Here is a 20,546-nt window from a genome sequence, read left to right as displayed (position 1 = left end):
CCTCCAACGGACGCGGATATGCTGCGCGATATGCCGGAAGCTGCGACAGCCTTCGCTTCTGCTCCGCTGTCCTCCCCTGAAACCGAAAGCGCCGTTTGGGCGATGAGCACTCGGGTGCAAGGCCGCATCCTCTATGGCAATCCCGGCAATCCGGCACTGCTCTTGCTGGACTGCGACACTTCCAATCAACCAACAATTCAGATCACGCGCACCGCAGCCGCTGATGAAGGAGCAGGTGCCTTGTTGGCGCTTGTCGGCAATGGGCATATCGGGCGGGTCAAAGTCGATGCCTCCGAAGTGGGAGATCAACGCTTTTGGGTAGGTGATGCGCCTGCCAGTGACGAAGTTTGGGAACCATTGACCGGACCGCGCGAACTGATTGCCACTGTTCCAGGTGCCGGGATGGTAACCCTCAACCCAAGCGCCTTGCCCGGCTCAATGATTGCATCATGCAGAGCTGGCCAAGCCTTGGATACAGAGACCTTAATCACGGCAGCACAGCCCGAAGGTGAGACTTCACCGGTCCCTTAACGTGCGCTGCGCAAGCATTTCCGAGGTTAGAACCTGAGGCAATTGCTCTGCCTCTTGGCCCGGCTCGTACCACAGGTAGAGCGGTACGCCTGCCGCGCCTTGCTCGGTCAAGAACATGGTGATTTCCTCATCGCGCACCGTCCAATCACCGACAATCGCGATAACGCCTGCTTGCTCGAAAGCCTCGGCGGTGGCCTCGCGTTCAATTGCGACGCTTTCGTTGACTTTGCAGGTGACGCACCAATCAGCGGTGAACCAGACAAAGACCGGCTGACCGGAGGCGCGCGCTTCGGCTAGGGTCGCGCGGCTAAAGGCCTGGGGCTCCAACAAAGACGCGCTAAGATCACGCTCCGGCGGGGCATAGGCGTAGGGGAGCGCGAAGGCTCCAAAAATCAGGAAGGGAGCCGCGATAAGACCAAATGCTGGCCAAGCCATCTTGCCCGCTTGCTGCAAGCGTCCGACCACAAACAGCGCAAGCACAATCCCGAAGAGCATCACCAGCGCAAACAGAGCAAAGCCGCGCCCGCCCAATTGCACGGTCAGCCAAACAAGCGCCAATGCAGTCAGCCCCATGGGGATCGCCATAAAGCGGCGAAATGTTTCCATCCATGGACCGGGCTTTGGCAGTCGTTTTCGAAGCGCAGGCACAAACCCAATGATAAGGAATGGCAAAGCAAGGCCCAACCCGAGCATTCCAAACAGCAGGAGCGCAAAAGGAGTTGGCAAAAGCAATGCTGCCCCCAAGGCCGCCGCCATAAAGGGCCCGGTGCACGGCGTTGCCGCGACCGCTGCGAGGAGCCCTGTACCAAATGCGCTGCGGCCTTGATTGTTGCCAGTGTCGACGCTGGGCAATTCGAATAGACCTGCAAAATTCATGGTGATGACCGCCGCCATCACAAGCAGTGCGATCACAACACCGGGGCTTTGCAATTGAAAGGCCCAACCCACCTGCTCACCCGCCGCGCGCAAGGCCAGCATCGTCCCGCCAAGGGCAACGCAGGCGAGAACCACGCCCGCTGTGTAGGCGGTGCCCTCAGCCCTCGCCTCAGCCTCGCTGCCGCCTGCGCGGGCCAAGCTCAGCGCTTTGAGGCTTAGGATTGGGAAAACACACGGCATGATGTTGAGGATCAACCCGCCGACGAAAGCACCCAGAATAAGCGACCAGAGCGGCGGCGTAGCCCCCTCTGCGCTATTCATCGTAACCAGACGTTCTCCGCCAGCGGCAACTTCGCCAGCCTTTGCGACAAAGCGCACACCTGCTTCTTCGCCAAAGGACACGATGCCCTCAATGCGATCGGCTTCACCGCTGCGGAATTCGCTCAAGGGAATTTCAACGACCAATCGGTCGCCGTCGCGCCAGAAGTTTTGGAAGGGCGCGTATTCGACCAATTGGGTGTTCGCGATGAAGACATAGGGTTCGGGAAGCTCAACGCTTTCGGGAAGAGGAATACCGATCCGCAAAGTCTCTCCCGCTATCGCAAAAGTGCCTTGCGCATCCAACATCGGTGCAGCTTCGGCGCGCCACCGGGCAAAATCACCGGATTGACCTGCGTTCAAAACCGCCCCTTGCGGCACGCAAATCTCATCTGTGCAAGCGAGAAATTCGACAGTGCCAGTGACGTCTGGAATACCGTCAAACACCGCGTTTGCCGGAACTTCGACCGGGACCAGAACCGCGTATTCACCTTCGTAAATGTGGTTCATCAACTCTGCGATCAAAAGGCGTTTGGGCACCGGGTACAGCGCCTCGCCTGCTTCCCAGCCTTCCGGCAGGTCTAGCACCAATTGCATCCCTAGCCCTGCATCACCCGGATTAGACCAATAACCATGCCATTCCGGCGCGCTCGGGGTGAAACGCAGTGCCAACATCCAAGTCTCGCCCGCCGTCGGCGCACCGTCCGCATAAAGATCGACCGAAATATGCGCGTCGCCGGACCTTGCAATCCGCTGGAGTGCGCGGCTTCGGTCTTCATCCACCTCTTGCGCCAACACGCTCTGCGGCAACGCCAACAGGGCCGCAATCGCCATAATGAGCGCTTTGAACCATGCATGATTTGCAAAAGGGGATGCAGCGAACATGGCTTGCCTTTGATTGGTGGGTGAACCTAATTGCGCCCTAGCGGCATTGTTGGTCTTCGCAAAGAACACTTGAACGGTTACGAAGCAAGAATGACCAAATCGGCAGATTCTGAAACCCGTGACCTTTTGATCCTTGGCGGAGGGCTTGTCGGCATGGCGCTGGCCTTGTCCGCGGCAAAGCAAGGAATTTCCAGCCATGTCATCGACCGTGCGGACCCGGCGGAGCTGACCAAAGAAGGCTTTGATGACCGCGCCACCGCGATCTCAACCGCGAGCTGGAATATGTTCACCAACATCGGGATCGCGGATTATCTCGAACCTTTCGCCTGCGATATCGCCAGCATTGCTGTGACGGACCAGAATAAGCCGGGCCGACTTGATTTCACACCTGAGGCGCATGAGGGCACTTTGGGCCGTATGTTCCCGAACCGCCGATTGCGCCTCGCATTGTTTGAAGCGGCCGCCAAAGAACCGCTTATCAATTGGGTGCCATTGGCAGAAATTGGCGAGCGCGAACGCGGCGAATTTGGGGTTGCCGCCGTGCTTGAAGACGGCCGCAAGCTTAAAGGCCGCTTGATGATTGCAGCAGAAGGGCGCGGATCACCCACACGCGATCAGGCGTGCATCACCATTGCGAAATGGGATTACAAACACCGCGCGATCATCGCCGGGCTCACCCATTCGAAACCGCATGGCAATGTCGCATGGGAGATTTTCTATCCTGCTGGGCCCTTCGCGCTGCTCCCGATGAAGGACGATGCGGATGGTACGCATCGTTCATCACTGGTCTGGACGGTGTCAGAACAAGACGGCAAAGGCGTGAGCAAGCTTGGCGACCGCGCATTCATTGCTGAGCTGGAAAAACGCATGGGCGGTGTGCTGGGCGAAGTAACGAGCGTGGGCGCACGCTCGAGCTATCCACTGGGTTTCCACCACACGGCCAAGATTACAAGCGAGCGTCTGGCGCTTATTGGCGATGCCGGACACGGCATTCACCCGATCGCAGGTCAAGGGCTCAACCTTGGCCTTCGCGACGTGGGCGCTTTGGTACAGGTGCTGGTCGAGGGTGCGCGCATTGGGCTTGATCCGGGCGATCCGGAGAACCTGAAGCGCTATGAAACGTGGCGCGGGCTCGACAGCTTTATGGTGGCACTGGCGACCGATGGCTTAACGCGTCTCTTCGGAGTGCCAACAGGTGCAGCAAGCGCAGTTCGGCGGCTCGGCATGGCAGCGGTTCAACGCACGCCTTTGCTGAAGACATTCTTTATGGACGAAGCGCGCGGTGTCTCTGGCGATCTGCCAGAGCTCCTGAAAGCCTAAAACCAAACTCAAACTTAGCCTTCGCCGTCAATTGGGCTCGGCTGTGTCACGACATTGCCTGCCCCGTCGCGAAGCCCGCTTTGGTCGAGGACCGCAGCGGTTTCGATCACTTCAAGCGCTTCCATCGCGGCTTTGAAACGCTCAGCATCGACAATCCACGCCTCGGCCTGCGCAGCGCCGGGCATGCCTTTGATCTCATCAATCGCGTTTTGATAGCGCCCTTGCTCCAAGGCAATGCGTGCCCTTTGCAGGCGCAATTGCGGCTGGGGTGATGGTGTGCTTTCGCGCCGCACCACAAACAATTCGCTAAGCTCACGTTGAATGCGTGCCCAACTTAAGCTCTCTTCTTGCTCGACCAATTGCGGACCAAGCCCTTCGAGCCGGGCGGTTAAATTATCAACCCGAAGGGGGTTGCGCGAAAACCCAATAATCGTTGCAACAGCATTGGGCCATTGGTCCGAAAATCGCAGACGCAATTGATCCGCAAGGTATCCCAACTCCGCACCGCGTTCGACAGCTCGGCGCGTTGCAAAAGCGATCAGCAAGCCTTCAGCGCGCGCCGCATTACCAGCTGCCGCCTGTGCTTGAAGATCAAGGCGCGCAAGGCGTTGTTCAGCAGCTGCGAGGCGGGAATCGATGCCGCCTTGTTGGTCAACAACCCGGGTCACAACTTCCGCTGCACCCTCTGTATCCCCATCTTCAAGCGCAGCAGCTGCCTCTGCCAAAGGGGTTGGAGAAGCGGAAACAGTTGCGGCGGGATTTGGAGAGCTTTCGCCTTCTACGGGCGCAGCCTCTGGCAGCTCCGGCACGGCCTGGACAGTCTCGATGCTGGGCTCATCTGGTTGAAGATTATACCAAACCACATACCCAACCAATGCGCCGCCAATGCCGAAAGATGCCACTCCAGCAAGCAATGCACCCTTCATCAAGGATGGCTTTCTGCGGCTACCAAATTTTGAGTCCATCTTGAGCTTACCTTGCGTGCCCGTTCTTTTGATCTCTTCCCGCTAAACGAAGAAAACGCGGGCCGAAGAAAATGCGGGCGTGCCCTCTATATGCACCTTGCCCGCGCCAATTCCAACATTGCCTTGTCATTTGGAGCATCAGAGACGTGGATATCAGCCCAGCCCTTGCCTGCATTTGACGCAACGCGCGGTCCAATCGTGACAAGGTTTATACCTCCGCGATGCAGCGCCATTCGCCGCGCTTCTGCATCAAACTGGCGCGCAGCAGCAGCGGAATGAAGCAGCACTGTCAGCTTTAATCCTTGGAGCGCACGCAAAGGTTCGGGCAATTCAAGCGGGACTGCTTTGTACACGGTCCGTGTCTCAACCCCGACATCGCGGGGCAGATCAAGCGGTACATTCTCAGCTCCAGCAAGCCGCAGCAACCTTGTTCCAGAAGGGACATCATCCAAAACATTTTGCAGCCCGCCTGCACCGATCACAGCGACGTCAAATCCGGCCTCTCTTGCCGCCTCACCCGTCGCGTTCCCGACGACATATACCGGCTTGCTGCGCAACCCGTCCAAGGCATCCCCGCCATGCCGAAACGCGTTTGCACTTCCGATTAACAGGGCGTCTATCGCGTCAGGATCGGGGCAATGCCAACCAACGGGTTCTATTTCAAACAGCGGGTAACCCACTGCGTTAAGGCCCATTTCCTTTGCAGCAGCGAGCGTAGAGGCAAGGCCCGGCTCTGGTCGCACTACTAGGATCATACCGCCCATGACACGCCTTAAACTCCGGCGTTAAAATGCGGCGCGATACCCGGCGTCGCGCGGGTCAGAAGGTCTTTCGCAAGCGCTCTCACAGGTGCAAAGTCAAGCGCATCGAACAACGCCTCACCCTCGATCCGTTCGCTTCCGTCAGGGCTGAAAAGTGCTGCACGCATGGTCAAACCTTCGCGCCCCGGCTGACACAGCACTGCGATAGGCGAATGACATGTCCCGCCCAGTTCAGCCAGCAACATACGTTCTGCTTGCAGCTCGGCCCGCGTCTCATGATCGTCAATCGCACTTAGCAACGCCCCAGTCTCAGCGTCATCCGTTCGGCATTCGAGGACGATTGCGCCCTGTCCGGCCGCCGGTGTCCAATCATCGACTTCGAGAGGAACGCCCACTGCGCCTTCCCCCAAGCGTTCAAGGCCCGCCGCTGCAAGAAAGGTCACATCCGCCTCTCCGGATTTCAATTTGGCAAGCCGTGTGGCGACATTGCCGCGGAAGGTCACAACCTTGCAATCGGGCCGCAAGTTGAGGAGCTGAGCCGCCCGGCGCGGCGCCGACGTGCCGACCACTGCACCATCCGGAATGTCGGCGATACTGACCGCGCCTACCAGACTATCGCGCCGGTCAGCGCGGGGCAAAACCGCACCAAAACAAAATTCAGGTGGGCGGATTGTCTCAACATCCTTGGCCGAATGAACCGAGACATCAATACGCCCCTCTCCAAGCCACGCGTCAAGCTCCTTGGTCCAAAGTGCTTTTCCGCCAATTTCAGCAAGCGGCCTATCGAGAATTTTGTCACCACTGGCCAGTACCGGAACAAGTGCAACTTGGCTCTCGTTCCATCCGTGCGCGGCACAAAGGCGCGTTCGCGTCTCGACAGCCTGCACCATCGCAAGGGGGGAATTGCGCGTCCCCAACCGGAGTTTTACCGCGCTATCTGCCTCTTGTGTCACCAATCATGTCTCCTGTCGCGCTTGCTCTAGCGGGCACATGGACTAGATGGAAGGACCATGGAACCTGATCGGCACATTGTTCTTGGCATTGAATCGAGCTGCGATGAAACCGCAGTCGCGTTGGTGACAAGCGACCGGCGCATTCTTGCTGAACGGATCGCTAGTCAGGAAGAAGAGCACGCACCCTACGGCGGGGTTGTCCCCGAAATCGCGGCGCGCGCGCATGCAGAACGATTGGCGCCGATGATTGAAGCGGTCATGAGCGATGCAGGGATGTCGTTAGACAAGGTCGCTGCAATCGCGGCCACTGCTGGGCCCGGCCTTATCGGCGGCGTGATGGTTGGCCTTGTGAGCGGAAAGGCGCTGGCGATGGCGTCAGGAAAGCCTTTGATCGGTGTCAACCATTTGGAAGGTCATGCCCTTTCTCCGCGTTTAGCGGATGAGAAGCTCGGCTTTCCCTATCTTCTCCTGCTCGTTTCTGGCGGGCATTGCCAAATTTTGAGCGTCGAAGGCGTCGGCCAATATCGCCGTTTGGCAACAACAATCGATGATGCTTTGGGGGAGGCTTTCGACAAGAGCGCCAAAATTATGGGTCTTGGATATCCTGGCGGACCAAAGGTGGAAAAGCTGGCGCTTGACGGCGATCCAAAGGCTGTACCTCTGCCGCGGCCTCTAAAGGGATCAAAGGAACCGCACTTCTCCTTCGCTGGCCTCAAAAGCGCAGTTTTGCGCGCCTATGAAAGCGGCGATCACAAAGATGCCGATATCGCCGCCAGTTTTCAGCAAGCGGCGGTCGATTGCCTGATCGACAGACTGGAAAAAGCGCTGAGGCAAGCCGGCCTCCACCCCGCCTTGGTTGTTGCAGGCGGCGTCGCCGCTAACCAGACGGTGCGCGGCGCATTGGAAGAGCTTGCCAGCCGTCACAATATGCAATTCGTCGCACCGCCGCTCAAACTGTGCACGGACAATGCAGCGATGATTGCTTGGGCGGGTTGTGAGCGGCTTTTGTCGAACCCCGACCTTACAGGGGACCCTCTGGACTTGAAAGCGCGGCCTCGCTGGCCACTTGACCCTGATGCAGAACCCGTTCGCGGGGCAGGAGTGAAGGCATGAGCGAAAAAGAAATCATTGGCGTTGTTGGCGCAGGCGCGTGGGGCACGGCTTTGGCTCAAATGCTCAGCAGCGATGGCCGCGATGTGATGCTTTGGGCGTTTGAGGCAGAAGTGGTCGAGGCGATCAATGCAGACCATCGCAACCCGCTGTATCTTCCCAGCGCTGAACTTTTTCCCGGTGTCCGCGCCACAGGCAATCTTGGAGATTTGGCCGATCTCAACATCATTCTTGCGGTCACTCCGGCACAGGTTCTAGGCCGTGTGCTCGGAGATCTTTCGCGTCCTCCACGCGATCTTGTCCTTTGTTCAAAGGGGATCGAAGCGGGCACAGGCCGGCTCATGAATGATGTCGCACGCACCGCTTGCCCCGGCAGCGAAATCGCGATCCTTTCTGGCCCCACTTTCGCGCATGAAGTCGCAGGCGGCCTGCCAACCGCAGTCACCCTGGCTTGCGAGGGTGGGCGCGAACAATGGCAGCGCCTTTCCGCCGCAATCGCGCGTCCTGCATTTCGCCCCTATTATTCCGACGATGTAACCGGCGCAGAAATCGGCGGGTCGATCAAAAACGTGCTCGCTATCGCTTGCGGTGTTGTCGATGGACTTGGCCTTGGACAGAACGCAAGGGCGGCCCTTATCGCGCGCGGTTATGCAGAAATGCTAAGGTTTGGAGAGGCATTGGGGGCCGAAGCTGAAACATTGGCCGGCCTTTGCGGACTTGGCGATTTGGTTCTCACCTGCTCATCAACCTCAAGCCGTAATTTCTCACTTGGAAAAGCTTTGGGCGAGGGTCAATCGGCAAGCGAGTTAATGGCAAACCGCACAACCGTAGCCGAAGGCGCACACACTGCTCCTGTGCTTGCTGAGCTTGCTCAAACCCGGCAGATCGCGATGCCCATCGTCATTGCAGTGAACGCAATTTTGCAAGGCGAAATGCCCGGCGATGTTGTGACGAAACTCCTTTCGCGCCCTCTCACCGCTGAAACACCCAATGACGATTTTGGCAGCGACCAATCGGATATTGCGTGAGCGCTGCGCCCCCTTCTCCTGCTACAACGCCGCCGCCCAATAAAGGCGACGACGATATGGCAACGCTTGCCAAAGGCGGGCGGACCAACACACTTGGCTTTCTCCTGCGTTTGCTGGGCGGGTTGCCGTTCCTTTTCGTGGGTTTCAGGCTTTACGGTGTTGATGAGATGGGACGGTTCGCGGCCGCCTTTGTCGTCATTGAGATATTTGCGCTGATATGTGCGCTTGGTGAAAAGCGCGGCCTTGCCCAGCGGCTGACCGAAGGGATTGAAAGCCACGAGGACACGCCCGCCAACCTTGTGTTTGACGCGATGCTTGTCTCGCTCATCTTTTCAGGTCTGGCATGCCTACTGCTTATCGTCTTTCCAAGGATCATATTTCCAAGCGGGACCGGCAGCGAGTTCGATATGTGGATGATCGCGGCAATCCCGGCTTTTGCCCTCACTGAGATATTACTCGCAGCACAGGCGTATAGATACGACATCGCCACCACAGTGCGCGCGCGCGCTTTGGTGGAGCCTTGGGTCAAATCGATCCTGGTCGCAGCGCTCTTCTTCATACCTGCACTTGCCGCTGGCGGCATTGCCTTGGCATTCCTTGGGGCGATTTATGCGGCATTCCTTACCGCGCTCTATTCCTTCTTGAAGACTTACGGCCTGCCCAAAGGATGGCGCCCACGACCGCGTTATTTAGGCAAAATGACATCGCGCGCGGTGCCGCTCATTGGTGCAGATGTGATCGAGCGCGGCACAAGGCTTCTCGACGTCTTCCTTCTGGGCCAGTTCACCTCCGCAGGCACAGTGGGCATCTATTGGTTCGCAAAAGAAGTGGTGAGCCTGCCGCAGAAACTCAAAACCAGTTTTGAGCCCATCCTTGCCCCCGTAATCACAAAGAACTTGCTAACCGGCAATATGGCGGCAATCGCATCACAAGTGCGTCAAGTGGGCTTTTGGATCATCGCGCTTCAGGCTGGTATTGCCTTAACGCTCGCGATCCCAGGCGAAGCGGTTATGGGGCTTGGCGGACCCGATATTGTCGGAGGCACAGGCGCACTCGCGACCCTGCTCGCAGCAGAAGTGATTGCATCCATGGCCGTCGTCTCGGAAAGCGTGCTCGTTTACATCGCAAGGAAACGCAATCTCGCGATCTCTGTGGGCGTAATCACCTTGCAAGGCGTTCTCACGGTCGCTTTCATCTTGCTCGTCCAGCACTGGGGCTATCCCGAGGGCTTTCAGGCAGCAGGCGCGGCCGCGGCTCTGTTCGTGGCTCTGAGCGTGGCTAGCCTTGTGAAATCTTTGGTGCTCAAAACCCTTTTGAAAGCGCCCGTTTCTAACTGGCGTTGGGCTTTGGTGTGGGCTGTGGGTCCGGCTGTTCTGGTCGGCTTCCTTTTCACTGAGTTCACGCCTGAATGGGTCGAGATCATTTTAGGCGGTCCAGCCATCTTTGCGGCTTACTTCTGGGTCATCTGGAAATGGGGCTTCGACGAATCAGATAAGGTGCTCTTCCGCAAGAATGTGGTGCCGGAAACGGCTGATGAGGCATCTCAGACTGAGGCCAAATAACCCGCGACTTTGCGACTTTTCCGCCTTCAAATTGCCGTTGTTCAGCGCAACTCATGCACCGTTAATCTTGAGAGTCAGATTTCTATGAGCGGGGCAAACAGGGTGCGACCTTAAGCAAATGGGTCTCGAATGCTATTGAAATATTGCGGTTTGGCAGTGGTTTGCTTCTGCCGCGAGCATTCAAGTCCAAAGAGCTGAGGTGGGAATGGAGGACTGAACAATGCCACTTAAAGGTGTCGGAACACAATTTTCTCAAGGTAGGTTAAAAGGGCGCAGGGCTACAGTTTTAGGCGGCGTGATTATCGGTCATATCGCATTGCTCGCCGCGTGCAGCACAGGGCCGGGTGATCTCGCAAGCACTAGTGACGCCCCCACGGAAGTCGCTGTCTCCCCGCCGCCACCACCTCCGCCGCCGCCATCGCTCTTACAGGCGGAAACCGTAGCTGTGACCGGGTCACGCGTGGCGAAGGTGGGCGCAAATGGCTTTTACGCACCGCCTGTGGTTGTGCCCCGCGATCCAGGCCGTGAGCGCTATGATGGCGAGGAAGTCGCGCCCGTCAAACTCACCAATGCAGAACCTGTCAGCACATTTAGCGTGGACGTGGATACAGGCGCCTATGCCAATACGCGGCGTTTCCTTCGCCAAGGGGCGCTGCCACCGCGTAATGCCGTGCGGACCGAGGAAATGATTAATTACTTCCGCTACGACTACGACAAGCCAACTGGCAAATCGGCGCCCTTCACCACCAATATTGATGTCGCGAAAACGCCGTGGAATGACGATACCTACCTCATGCGCGTTGGTCTTCGGGGGTATGACATTGCGCGCGATGAACGGCCTGCCTCGAACCTCGTGTTCTTAATGGATGTGTCGGGTTCCATGGGCCGCCCAGACAAGCTCCCGCTGGTCAAAACCGCATTGGCAGGACTGGCCAATGAACTGGGCGAACAAGACCGCGTATCCATAGTTGTGTATGCAGGCGCAGCTGGCCTTGTTCTCGAACCGACCAATTCCACCGCAAAAATTCGCAGCGCTTTGAACCAACTCAACGCAGGCGGCTCTACAGCTGGCGGTGCCGGGATTGAACTTGCTTACAACATTGCCGAAGACAACTTTATCGAGGGCGGCGTCAACCGTGTGATCCTGGCGACGGATGGCGATTTTAACGTTGGTGTCTCTGACCGCGACGCCTTGGTCGAAATGGTCGAGAGGAACCGCGACCGGGGCATTACCTTGACGACACTTGGCTTTGGCACGGGCAATTACAACGAAGCCTTGATGGAGCAGATCGCCAATCATGGTAACGGCAATTACGCCTATATCGACAGCGCTTTGGAGGCAAAGAAGGTGTTGGGCGACGAGATGAGCTCGACCCTTTTCACCATTGCCAAAGATGTGAAGATCCAGGTTGAGTTTAACCCGGCGGTTATCAGTCAATATCGGCTTGTTGGCTATGAGAACCGGGCCCTTCGCGAAGAAGATTTCGACAATGACGCCGTGGATGCAGGCGATATTGGAGCAGGCCACCAAGTGACCGCAATCTACGAAGTTGTTCCCACCGGAACCAAAGGTTGGATTGCGCCGCGCCGGTATGAGGATCAGCCCCAGCAAGCAGCCACAAACCGTGTCGCAGAGGCGGCCCATATGAAGCTGCGATACAAAATGCCAAACGGCACACGTTCAAAACTGCTTGAAAATGTGGTGATGAGCGATGCCTTCACAAGGGCCCGTGCGCCGCGCGGAGACTTCGCCTTTGCTGCGGCTGTTGCTGCCTATGGCCAGCTCCTACGCGGCGACGAATTGATGATGGAATTTTCGCATGATGACGTCGGCGTTTTAGCCGGCCGTCAAAGCAATTTCTGGCGGCAAGAATTCTTAGAACTCAACGCGCTCGCTGGGGCGGCAAACCCAATACAGCGCGGCGGAGGCTAGGTTTTTCCATTCAATTGGCGTTTTGCCATAGGCGGCCGGGTCTTCCAACGCTTACCCACGGAAGCCCCGGCCGCTGTCTATTGCGCGGGCGGGTCCCCCACACAAAAAGGGCTACGCTCGTCCAGACCTTGCTGCTAAGAGCCCTTTGCAAACGCTCAACATTTTGAAAGAAGCGCCATGGTTATGCCAGCCAACTTCCAAGAAGCTCTCCCATTCATCCTGCTCGCGATCGCGCTCCTCGTCGCGGTCTGGATTATCCTGCGAGCATCGCGCAAAACCAAAGTTATCGGCGAGCAAGAAGGCGACGTTCTGGACGAAGGCGTTGGCCCTGCGGCCCGCAATCAGGCGCTTATTGATGCACAGCCATCCACATCAACCCACACTGGCGTACCTTTGGAAACTGCCGACACGAAAGAAACTCAACCCGTCTTTTCGAATGAGCCGGTACCGCTAACGGCACCTGCTGAACCACCGGTTCCCGCACCGACTGAAACGAAAGATGCTGGTGCATCTGATGATTTGAAACGCATCAAAGGATTAGGACCCAAACTTGTCGGTATATTGAACGAACAAGGCATCACAAGCTTTGCTCAGATCGCGGCGTGGACTGATGCGGATGTCGAACGAGTGGATGCGAAGCTTGGCCGTTTTCAAGGGCGCATCACCCGGGACAAATGGGTCGAACAATCAAAGCTGCTCGTCGAAGGAGATGAAAGCGGGTTTAGCGAAACATTCGGAAACAACGGCTAAGTCTCACGGGATCAATCCGTATTGGAAACGGTTTCTGTCTAAAACTGCGTTAGCCTTCTGACCGTGATCGGAATGGGAGGAGGCCCATATGCCCGATGCCTTGGGTGTGGCGCCTGCGGAACAATAGAGAGGTAAGCACCGTTTAGTCCGTTGCTCCCAATTTTCCCCTCGCAAACTCCTTGCTCGGCCGGAAAACTCATGCCAAAGCGGGGCAAACAAGTTTCATGAGAAACTATTATTGCGCTATCCGCTATCCTACACTTCGCGGACGATATAAGGGTGGATACATGGCATCTCTCAACTCAATCCGGGGCCCGCTTGAAGGTGCCTATATGGATAGGGAGATTTTTTGTCCTTGGACAGTGTGTCAAGTGTGTCAAACATCTGACGCGTTAGGGGCCAAACTATGAAACTTCACGGCTATTTCCGAAGCTCAACCTCCTATCGCTTACGCATCGCGCTCGAATTGAAGGGATTGGCTTACGAGAATATCGGCGTCAATCTGCTCCACTCTCAACAAAAGGACGAGGCCTTCACCAGCCGCAATCCATTTGCCAGTGTGCCCTTGCTTGAAGCGGATGGCCGCGACCGGGCGCAATCGATGGCAATGATTGAATGGCTCGATGAAGCCTATTCACAAAAACCACTCCTGCCCGTTGATGTCGAAGATCGGTACACCGCGCGCGAACTGACCTATGCCATTGCAACAGAGCTTCACGCGCCTTTAAACCTGCCCGTTCTCAAATATTTGAAGAGCGAATACGGCCAGTCTCAGCAAGAGGTGGACAAATGGTATTGCCATTGGCTTGCGCGCACTCTTGAACCGGTGGAACGGCGCCTTGCTCAACTAAAGACGGGCGATTTCTTATTCGATGCACCCGGCCTTTTTGAGGTCGTGCTCCTACCTCAAATTTATAATGCCCGCCGCTTTGCCTATGACTTTTCCGCTGCGCCGCATATGGTGCGCATTGAGGCAGCGTGTCTTGCACTGCCAGAGTTTCAACGCGCGCATCCTGACAATCAAAGCGATAATCCCGAAAGGCAACAAACATGAAGCTTGCAACCCTCAACGACGGTACACGCGACGGCAAGTTGGTGGTGGTCTCCAAAGACCTAACGCGGTGCTGCGCTGCGGGGTATATTGCGCCCACGATGCAATTTGCGCTCGACAATTGGGAACGGGTTGCACCTGAACTCGAAGTGCTCGCGCGTGATGTAGAACACGAAGCGGTGCCGTGCGAACGGTTCCACGAACGCCAAGCGCATTCGCCTCTGCCGCGCGCCTATCAATGGGCCGATGGCAGCGCCTATATCAATCACGTTGAGCTGGTCCGTAAAGCGCGAGGTGCCGAGGTGCCAGAGAGCTTTTACCACGATCCGTTGATGTATCAGGGCGGTTCGGACAGCTTCCTGCCGCCACGCGCCGAAATTCCCTTGGGTGACACTGCATGGGGCTGCGACATGGAGGGCGAGATCGCGGTTGTGGTAGATGATGTGCCGTTGGGCGTTTCGGTTGAGGATGCAGCGAAACACATCAAGCTCATCATGCTGGTCAATGACGTTAGTCTTCGCGGTCTTATCCCGGGTGAACTTGCCAAGGGTTTTGGCTTTTTCCAATCAAAGCCTTCAAGCGCGTTCAGCCCCGTTGCGGTGACACCGGATGAGCTGGGTGATGCATGGCGTGACAGCCTCGTCCACTTGCCACTCATGGTGGACTATAAGGGTGAGCCCTTTGGCCGCGCTGAAGTTGGCGTTGATGCGACCTTCAACATGGCACAATTGGTCGCCCACGCGGCCAAAACCCGTTCGCTTTGCGCAGGTGCAATCATTGGTTCTGGTACAATCTCGAACAAGGGCAGCGATGGCGGCCCGGGCAAGCCTGTTTCCGATGGCGGGCTCGGATATTCTTGCATTGCAGAGATCCGCATGATCGAAACCATTGCCGACGGCGCTGCGAAAACGCCGTTTATGGTCCCCGGCGACACGGTGAAGGTCGAAATGCGTGATAAGGACAACCATTCAATCTTTGGCGCGATTGAGCAGACGGTCGTTCAAAGCTAGCGCTGCCAAAAATATGAATTAGTAAGGCAAATTCTAACACTGCCAGGGCGTCACCCGGCCGTGCATCTCCCAAACCAAGAAAGAAGGCCATCCCATGCCCATCACCCCGCTTGTTCCCGGCAGCACATTCCCCGAAATCACCGTTCCGCAGCTGGGCGGCGGGGCGATGACCCTTGGTTTAGCCGGTGGTGATCATGACTGGCAGCTAGTGATTGTATACCGCGGCAAACACTGCCCGGTCTGCACTGGATATTTGCAGCAATTCGAAAAACGCCGCGCGGAATTTGATGAACTGGGCATCGAATTGGTTGCGGTATCTTCCGACTGTGAAGACCGGGCAAGCGATCAAATCGCGCAGGTCAAATCGACCTACCGCGTGGGCTATGGATTGTCGGTCGATCAGATGCAGCAAATGGGTTTGATGATTTCTGGCCCTCACAACGGCAAAGACGTTGCCGGTCCTTTCGCAGAGCCAGGATTGTTCGTGGTGGATCAGGACCGCAATCTGCGCGTGATGGATATCTCAAACGTCCCGTTCGCACGGCCAGACATAAACACGCTGCTTTTGGGGCTCAACTTTGTCCGTAAAAAGATGAATGACGGCTATGCGGTCTCCGGCAACCATATGTGACGATGCGGCTCGTTTAGGCCGGGCTTTAATCTAAAGTTCCACCGGCTTGGACGCTGTGGCTTCATCGCCGGTGTTGGGCGTGCCATCTGCATCCATCACAAGCAGCTTCACCTCGCCTTTGCGCGCGCATGGTCGGTGTTCGGTGCCTTTGGGGACGACGATCAAATCGCCCGCAATCATAGCCTCGGTTCGGTCTTTGAACTCCATGTCCAGCTCGCCTTCGATCACAAGGAAAAGCTCGTCGGTATCAGGGTGGGAATGCCAATGAAACTCTCCCTCCACCTTGGCGATCCGCACTTCATTGCCATTGTACCGCGCCGCCAAACGCGGGGCCCACTGCTCATCGAATAGGGCAAACTTGTCAGAGAGAGTGACCTTCGATGCCATCAGAAAACCACCACACTGCGGATGCTCTCACCTGCGTGCATCAGGTCAAAGCCCTTATTGATCTCTTCCAGCGTTAGGCGGTGAGTGATCATTGGATCGATCTCAATCTTGCCGTTCATGTACCAATCGACGATCTCTGGCACATCAGTGCGTCCCTTCGCCCCGCCAAAGGCAGTACCGCGCCAATTGCGGCCCGTGACCAATTGGAAGGGGCGCGTAGCGATCTCTTTGCCCGCTTCGGCAACGCCAATAATGATCGAGGTGCCCCACCCCTTGTGACAGCACTCCAGCGCATCGCGCATGACGTCGGTGTTGCCTGTGCAATCGAAGGAGTAATCCGCGCCGCCGTCAAGCATCTCGACCAGGTGTCCAACGACATCGGGTGTCTCTTTTGGGTTTACGAAGTCGGTCATGCCGAACTTCTCGCCCCATTCACGTTTCGATGCGTTGATATCGACGCCGACAATGCGCTTTGCCCCTGCCATCTTTGCGCCCTGAATGACGTTCAAACCAATACCGCCAAGGCCGAAGACAACAACATTGTCGCCGGGCTGGACCTTCGCGGTCTTTGTCACCGCGCCCACACCCGTGGTCACCCCGCAGCCCACATAACAAGCCGTATCAAACGGCGCATCGGTGCGGATCTTCGCCACCGCAATCTCTGGCAGAACGATGAAATTCGAAAAGGTCGAACACCCCATATAGTGGAATATCGTCTGCCCCTTATAACTCATGCGAGAAGTGGCATCGGGCATCAGGCCTTGGCCCTGCGTCACCCGGATCGCTTGGCACAAATTGGTCTTTCCAGAGAGGCAGAATTTACACTTCCCGCACTCAGGCGTGTAGAGCGGGATCACATGATCATCGGGCGCCACCGAAGTCACTCCGGAGCCGATTTCGCGAACCACGCCGCAGCCTTCATGACCCAGAACGCTGGGGAAGATGCCTTCGCTGTCGAGGCCGTCCAAGGTGTAGGCATCCGTGTGGCAAATGCCCGTTGCCATAAGCTCAACGAGAACTTCGCCCGCCTTGGGCCCTTCCAAATCAAGCTCGACGATTTCAAGCGGTCTTTTGGCTTCAAAGGCGACGGCGGCTCTGGTTTTCATTTCAACTTTTCTCCTGCTTGTCTGGCACTCAGACAGCAGGAGAGAAAAATGGTCAAGGCTACAAAGTAAGGGTGAGAGATCAGCCTCTCTTGGCGTCGATCGCATCGACGAAATTATGAATCACATCGCGATGTTCCGCTGCGTCTGTGCGCATCGTGATAATAACCTCGCGAAGACGTGCATCTTGGGGAAGCTGCCAATAATCGATCGCAAAGTTAGGACGGCGCTGACAAAGATTGAAAACCGCGCCCCTTCTGCTAGCCAATTTCAATTGAATTAACTTGCGCACCAAGGAGCCGCCATGACGACCTATCCCACAATCAAAATGCTGATCGGGGCCGAATGGGTTGAGAGCGGCGGCGATGGATCGATGGCGGTCATCAACCCCGCCAATGAGCAAGAAATCGGCCGCGCGCCCAAAGCATCCAAAGAGCAACTCGACGCTGCACTTGCCGCTGCTAGTGACGCTTTCATCGTGTGGTCAAAAACGCCAGCGATTGAGCGCTACCGCGTAATCCGGAAGGCCGCCGATCTCTTGCGCGAACGCACACAGATCATTGCCCGCGTGATGACCCTTGAGATGGGAAAGCCTCATGCGCAGGCAGTGGGAGAGACGGCGGGCGCAGCCGACCTGATTGAATTCCTTGCCGAAGAAGCAAAACGCCAAGGCGGCCGGTTGGTTCCAGTGCGCAGCCATAATCTGCTTGAGCAACGCGTGACGCAGGAACCTGTTGGTCCAGCGGTTCTGTTCACTCCTTGGAACTTCCCAATCAACCTGCCAGCCAAGAAGATCGCTGGTGCACTTTCAGCTGGCTGCAGTGCCATTCTCAAGCCTGCCGAAACGACGCCAGCAACTGCTCAGATGCTCGCGGAGTGCTTTGTTGATGCAGGACTACCAGCAGGTGTACTCAACATTGTTTATGGCGATCCAGCGATGATCTCCAAGCATCTGATCACCGCGCCTTCCACGCGGAAAGTGAGTTTCACCGGATCCACCGCAGTGGGCAAACAATTGGGTGCTTTGGCTGCACAAGGATTGAAGCGGTTTACATCAGAACTCGGCGGGCACGCGCCAGTGGTAATCGGTGAAAGCGCAGATTTTGAGCGCACAGTCGCTGCATGCGCAGCAACCAAGTTCCGCAACGCGGGACAAGTGTGTGTCTCACCCACACGGTTCCTTGTTGGCCGCGGCATTTACGACAAGTTCGTCGCCGAATTTGCGGCTCGTTCACAAGCTCTCAAAATTGGCGATGCGAGCGTCGATGATAGCGTCGATATGGGACCGCTTGCCCACCATGGCCGTGTTTCGGCGATGGCTGACCTGATGTCATCAATGGGCGGAAGCGAGGGCGAAATCGTCAGCGGCGGCGCAGCGCTTGAAGGGCCAGGGTACTTCTTTGCGCCCACCGTGATCGCAGGACCGTCTGCGACCAGCCGGTTTATGAACGAAGAACCCTTCGGCCCGGTCGCAGGGATTGTTCCTTACGACACGATCGAAGAGGCCGTCGGAATCGCAAACTCGTTGCGCTATGGGTTAGCCGCGTATGCTTTCACCGGTTCACTTGATGAAAGCCATTACCTTGGCAGTTCCATTCGCGCAGGCATGGTCGCCATCAACCACTTCGCCGTCGGATCACCCGAAACGCCCTTTGGCGGGATCGGTGACAGCGGTTTTGGTTCTGAAAGCGGGGTCGAAGGGTATCTCGGCTACACCGAAACAAAATTGGTCACGGTTGCCAAATCGGCGCCGTGACTACGCGCGACAATTCTGAATTGGGCTTGCTTGCGAGGTTTAACGCAACCGGAAAAGGCCCGCAATAAACCGCGTCAATGTCCGTTTCGATGGCATAGGCTGGATGCGCCCATAGCGCGCTCTGCGTGAACTTTCATTTCCGAAGCATACAGTGCGGCCCATAGCGTCTGGACCAGATGAGATGATGGTTGGTCGTTCCATTTTTTGTCGCGTCCCCGAATCGCGTTTTATTATGAATCCGAGGCTAACACCGTTCCTGTGGAAAACTGAGTCGAAATTTAACTCCAGTGCTAGAAGTTTACAATTAACATCCGGTTTCATCCACCTTGGTGGCCTGCCCTATCCGGTTGAACCATCATATAATTGTGATCACGCTCGGTCTGTGCGCTGGGCTCCGGCCTCACGAACGGCAGCCAGATCTGGATAGCCATTGACAGCCATCAGCAGATCAGCTTCCGCGAGCATAGAGCGCAGCACCCACGCCGCTCCCTTCGCGCCGCCAATCGCAAGGCCGTAGGTGTAAGGCCGCCCTATACCGACAGCTGTCGCGCCCAGGGCAAGCGCCTTGACTGCGTCGCTGCCAGAGCGAACGCCGCTGTCAAATAGCACCGGTAAATCGCCGCTCGCCTTCACCACATCGGCTAGCAAGTCGATGGTAGCGATGCCTCCGTTGGCCTGCCTCCCGCCATGATTTGAGCAATAGACCGCATCCGCCCCGTGATCGACCGCCCGGCGCGCGTCATCGGGATGGCAAATGCCCTTAAGGACGATGGGAAGGTCGGTCACAGATTTGAACCATTCCATGTCTTCCCAGGTCAGGACTTGGCCAAAAATAGCCGCAAACAACATGATTGCCGCCTTGGGGTCTTCTTCGGGCGGCTTCTCAAGCATTCCTCTAAACACTGGGTCGGTAAAGTAATTTTGCATGACTTTGCCGCGTAGCTGCGGAAAGTTGGATGCATTAAGATCGCGCGGACGCCAGCCGGTGAGCCAAGTGTCGAGTGTGACCACAATCGCCTTGGCCCCCGAAGCCTCAGCGCGTTTGATCAAGCTTGTCGCAAGTTCGCGGCTGCGCGGGGTATAGAGTTGGAAAAAGGCGGGCGTGCCGCCGCAAGCCTTGAACACACCCTCCATCGGGTCGTTGCCAAGGGTCGAGACGCAAAATGGCACGCCGACTTCGGCAGAGGCGCGCGCGGCGGCCAAATCGCCGTGCCGGTCCTGTGTAGCCTCTCCTGTTAGGCCAATCGGCGCCATAAACAGCGGGCTTTTGAGCTTCATCCCGAACAGGTCGATGGACAAATCACGTTCGCTGCAATCAACCATCATGCGCGGAATCATCCCCCAATGGTGAAACGCGCCGGAATTGCTCTCCTGCGTATGCTCATCTCCGCAACCGCCTGCGACATAGTTGGTCAGCATTTCACCCAAAGCTTGCTGGCCGCGCTTTTCCAAAGTCGCAAAATCAACTGGGAAATCGGGTAGGATCCCTTGCAGCCCTGCATTGTAAATCTCGTTCTGCATACCGCCAAAATTGTGCATGGGGTGTCCTCTCTGATCTGTGCTTTGGATAAGAGCTTGAACCCAAGCACGCTCGCTCGGCAAGTCTTTTTGCGAGA

19 protein-coding genes are annotated in these 20,546 nt (G+C 56.9%); 11 read left to right on the top strand and 8 right to left on the bottom strand.

Features of this window, described 5'->3' with window-relative positions; genetic code table 11:
* The first annotated feature begins 18 nt into the window (after nucleotides 1–18).
* Nucleotides 19–531 (top strand): hypothetical protein, encoded by a 513-nt coding sequence (locus tag ABJ205_RS12605; RefSeq protein ID WP_348160781.1) that lies wholly within the window; start codon nucleotides 19–21, stop codon nucleotides 529–531.
* Here the strand turns inward: ABJ205_RS12605 and ABJ205_RS12600 are convergent.
* The gene (locus ABJ205_RS12600) at nucleotides 517–2,610 is read right to left on the bottom strand and encodes a thioredoxin family protein (protein ID WP_348160782.1); all 2,094 of its coding nucleotides are present in this window, start codon (nucleotides 2,608–2,610) and stop codon (nucleotides 517–519) included. The two genes, ABJ205_RS12605 and ABJ205_RS12600, sit on opposite strands and share 15 nt — an antisense overlap.
* A 90-nt stretch (nucleotides 2,611–2,700) precedes the next feature.
* Between ABJ205_RS12600 and ABJ205_RS12595 the strand changes: the two genes are divergently transcribed.
* The gene (locus ABJ205_RS12595; protein ID WP_348160783.1) at nucleotides 2,701–3,930 is read left to right on the top strand and encodes an FAD-dependent monooxygenase; all 1,230 of its coding nucleotides are present in this window, start codon (nucleotides 2,701–2,703) and stop codon (nucleotides 3,928–3,930) included.
* 14 nt (nucleotides 3,931–3,944) lie between these two features.
* On the opposite strand, the gene ABJ205_RS12590 is transcribed toward ABJ205_RS12595, so the two are convergent.
* From ABJ205_RS12590 to hemC, 3 genes are all read right to left on the bottom strand, one after another.
* Entirely contained in the window at nucleotides 3,945–4,856 is a 912-nt protein-coding gene (locus ABJ205_RS12590) for a hypothetical protein (RefSeq protein ID WP_348160784.1), read from the bottom strand.
* Nucleotides 4,857–4,981: 125 nt separating this feature from the next.
* Nucleotides 4,982–5,650 carry a uroporphyrinogen-III synthase gene (locus ABJ205_RS12585; protein WP_348160785.1) on the bottom strand — a complete coding sequence of 223 codons (669 nt, stop codon included), beginning with the start codon at nucleotides 5,648–5,650 and terminating at the stop codon, nucleotides 4,982–4,984.
* 17 nt (nucleotides 5,651–5,667) lie between these two features.
* Nucleotides 5,668–6,609 (bottom strand): hydroxymethylbilane synthase, encoded by a 942-nt coding sequence (gene hemC / locus ABJ205_RS12580; RefSeq protein ID WP_348160786.1) that lies wholly within the window; start codon nucleotides 6,607–6,609, stop codon nucleotides 5,668–5,670.
* Nucleotides 6,610–6,666: 57 nt separating this feature from the next.
* Between hemC and tsaD the strand changes: the two genes are divergently transcribed.
* The 8 genes from tsaD to ABJ205_RS12540 all read left to right on the top strand — a co-directional run bounded on the left by tsaD (nucleotide 6,667) and on the right by ABJ205_RS12540 (nucleotide 15,684).
* A complete protein-coding gene (gene tsaD, locus ABJ205_RS12575; RefSeq protein ID WP_348160787.1) occupies nucleotides 6,667–7,722 on the top strand; it encodes a tRNA (adenosine(37)-N6)-threonylcarbamoyltransferase complex transferase subunit TsaD in 1,056 nt (351 codons plus the stop codon).
* The gene (locus ABJ205_RS12570) at nucleotides 7,719–8,747 is read left to right on the top strand and encodes an NAD(P)H-dependent glycerol-3-phosphate dehydrogenase (RefSeq protein ID WP_348160788.1); all 1,029 of its coding nucleotides are present in this window, start codon (nucleotides 7,719–7,721) and stop codon (nucleotides 8,745–8,747) included. The genes tsaD and ABJ205_RS12570 overlap by 4 nt, the downstream gene beginning before the upstream one ends.
* A gap of 56 nt (nucleotides 8,748–8,803) precedes the next feature.
* Entirely contained in the window at nucleotides 8,804–10,309 is a 1,506-nt protein-coding gene (locus tag ABJ205_RS12565) for a lipopolysaccharide biosynthesis protein (RefSeq protein WP_348160853.1), read from the top strand.
* A gap of 220 nt (nucleotides 10,310–10,529) precedes the next feature.
* Nucleotides 10,530–12,242, top strand: a complete 1,713-nt coding sequence (locus ABJ205_RS12560) for a VWA domain-containing protein (RefSeq protein WP_348160789.1) — start codon at nucleotides 10,530–10,532, stop codon at nucleotides 12,240–12,242.
* A gap of 177 nt (nucleotides 12,243–12,419) precedes the next feature.
* A complete protein-coding gene (locus tag ABJ205_RS12555; protein WP_348160790.1) occupies nucleotides 12,420–12,992 on the top strand; it encodes a hypothetical protein in 573 nt (190 codons plus the stop codon).
* 406 nt (nucleotides 12,993–13,398) lie between these two features.
* Nucleotides 13,399–14,046, top strand: coding sequence for a maleylacetoacetate isomerase (gene maiA / locus ABJ205_RS12550; protein ID WP_348160791.1), 648 nt, complete (start codon nucleotides 13,399–13,401; stop codon nucleotides 14,044–14,046).
* Nucleotides 14,043–15,053, top strand: coding sequence for a fumarylacetoacetate hydrolase family protein (locus ABJ205_RS12545; protein WP_348160792.1), 1,011 nt, complete (start codon nucleotides 14,043–14,045; stop codon nucleotides 15,051–15,053). The genes maiA and ABJ205_RS12545 overlap by 4 nt, the downstream gene beginning before the upstream one ends.
* 94 nt (nucleotides 15,054–15,147) lie before the next feature.
* Nucleotides 15,148–15,684 (top strand): redoxin domain-containing protein, encoded by a 537-nt coding sequence (locus ABJ205_RS12540; RefSeq protein ID WP_348160793.1) that lies wholly within the window; start codon nucleotides 15,148–15,150, stop codon nucleotides 15,682–15,684.
* Nucleotides 15,685–15,714: 30 nt separating this feature from the next.
* Here the strand turns inward: ABJ205_RS12540 and ABJ205_RS12535 are convergent, their stop codons facing one another.
* The 3 genes from ABJ205_RS12535 to ABJ205_RS12525 all read right to left on the bottom strand — a co-directional run bounded on the left by ABJ205_RS12535 (nucleotide 15,715) and on the right by ABJ205_RS12525 (nucleotide 17,466).
* Nucleotides 15,715–16,071 (bottom strand): cupin domain-containing protein, encoded by a 357-nt coding sequence (locus tag ABJ205_RS12535; protein WP_348160794.1) that lies wholly within the window; start codon nucleotides 16,069–16,071, stop codon nucleotides 15,715–15,717.
* A complete protein-coding gene (locus ABJ205_RS12530; RefSeq protein WP_348160795.1) occupies nucleotides 16,071–17,177 on the bottom strand; it encodes an S-(hydroxymethyl)glutathione dehydrogenase/class III alcohol dehydrogenase in 1,107 nt (368 codons plus the stop codon). The genes ABJ205_RS12535 and ABJ205_RS12530 overlap by 1 nt, the downstream gene beginning before the upstream one ends.
* Before the next feature lie 79 nt (nucleotides 17,178–17,256).
* Entirely contained in the window at nucleotides 17,257–17,466 is a 210-nt protein-coding gene (locus ABJ205_RS12525) for an alternative oxidase (RefSeq protein ID WP_348160797.1), read from the bottom strand.
* Between the two features lie 12 nt (nucleotides 17,467–17,478).
* On the opposite strand from ABJ205_RS12525, the gene ABJ205_RS12520 reads away from it, so the two are divergent.
* Nucleotides 17,479–18,930, top strand: a complete 1,452-nt coding sequence (locus ABJ205_RS12520) for an NAD-dependent succinate-semialdehyde dehydrogenase (RefSeq protein WP_348160798.1) — start codon at nucleotides 17,479–17,481, stop codon at nucleotides 18,928–18,930.
* Nucleotides 18,931–19,299: 369 nt separating this feature from the next.
* Here the strand turns inward: ABJ205_RS12520 and ABJ205_RS12515 are convergent, their stop codons facing one another.
* Nucleotides 19,300–20,469, bottom strand: a complete 1,170-nt coding sequence (locus ABJ205_RS12515; protein WP_348160799.1) for an alpha-hydroxy-acid oxidizing protein — start codon at nucleotides 20,467–20,469, stop codon at nucleotides 19,300–19,302.
* Nucleotides 20,470–20,546 lie beyond the last annotated feature (77 nt).

This window comes from Erythrobacter sp., from assembly GCF_039988855.1.
Lineage (GTDB): Bacteria > Pseudomonadota > Alphaproteobacteria > Sphingomonadales > Sphingomonadaceae > Erythrobacter.
Note: the sequence above shows the minus strand (reverse complement) of the source record. Positions and strands in the feature narration are given on the sequence as shown.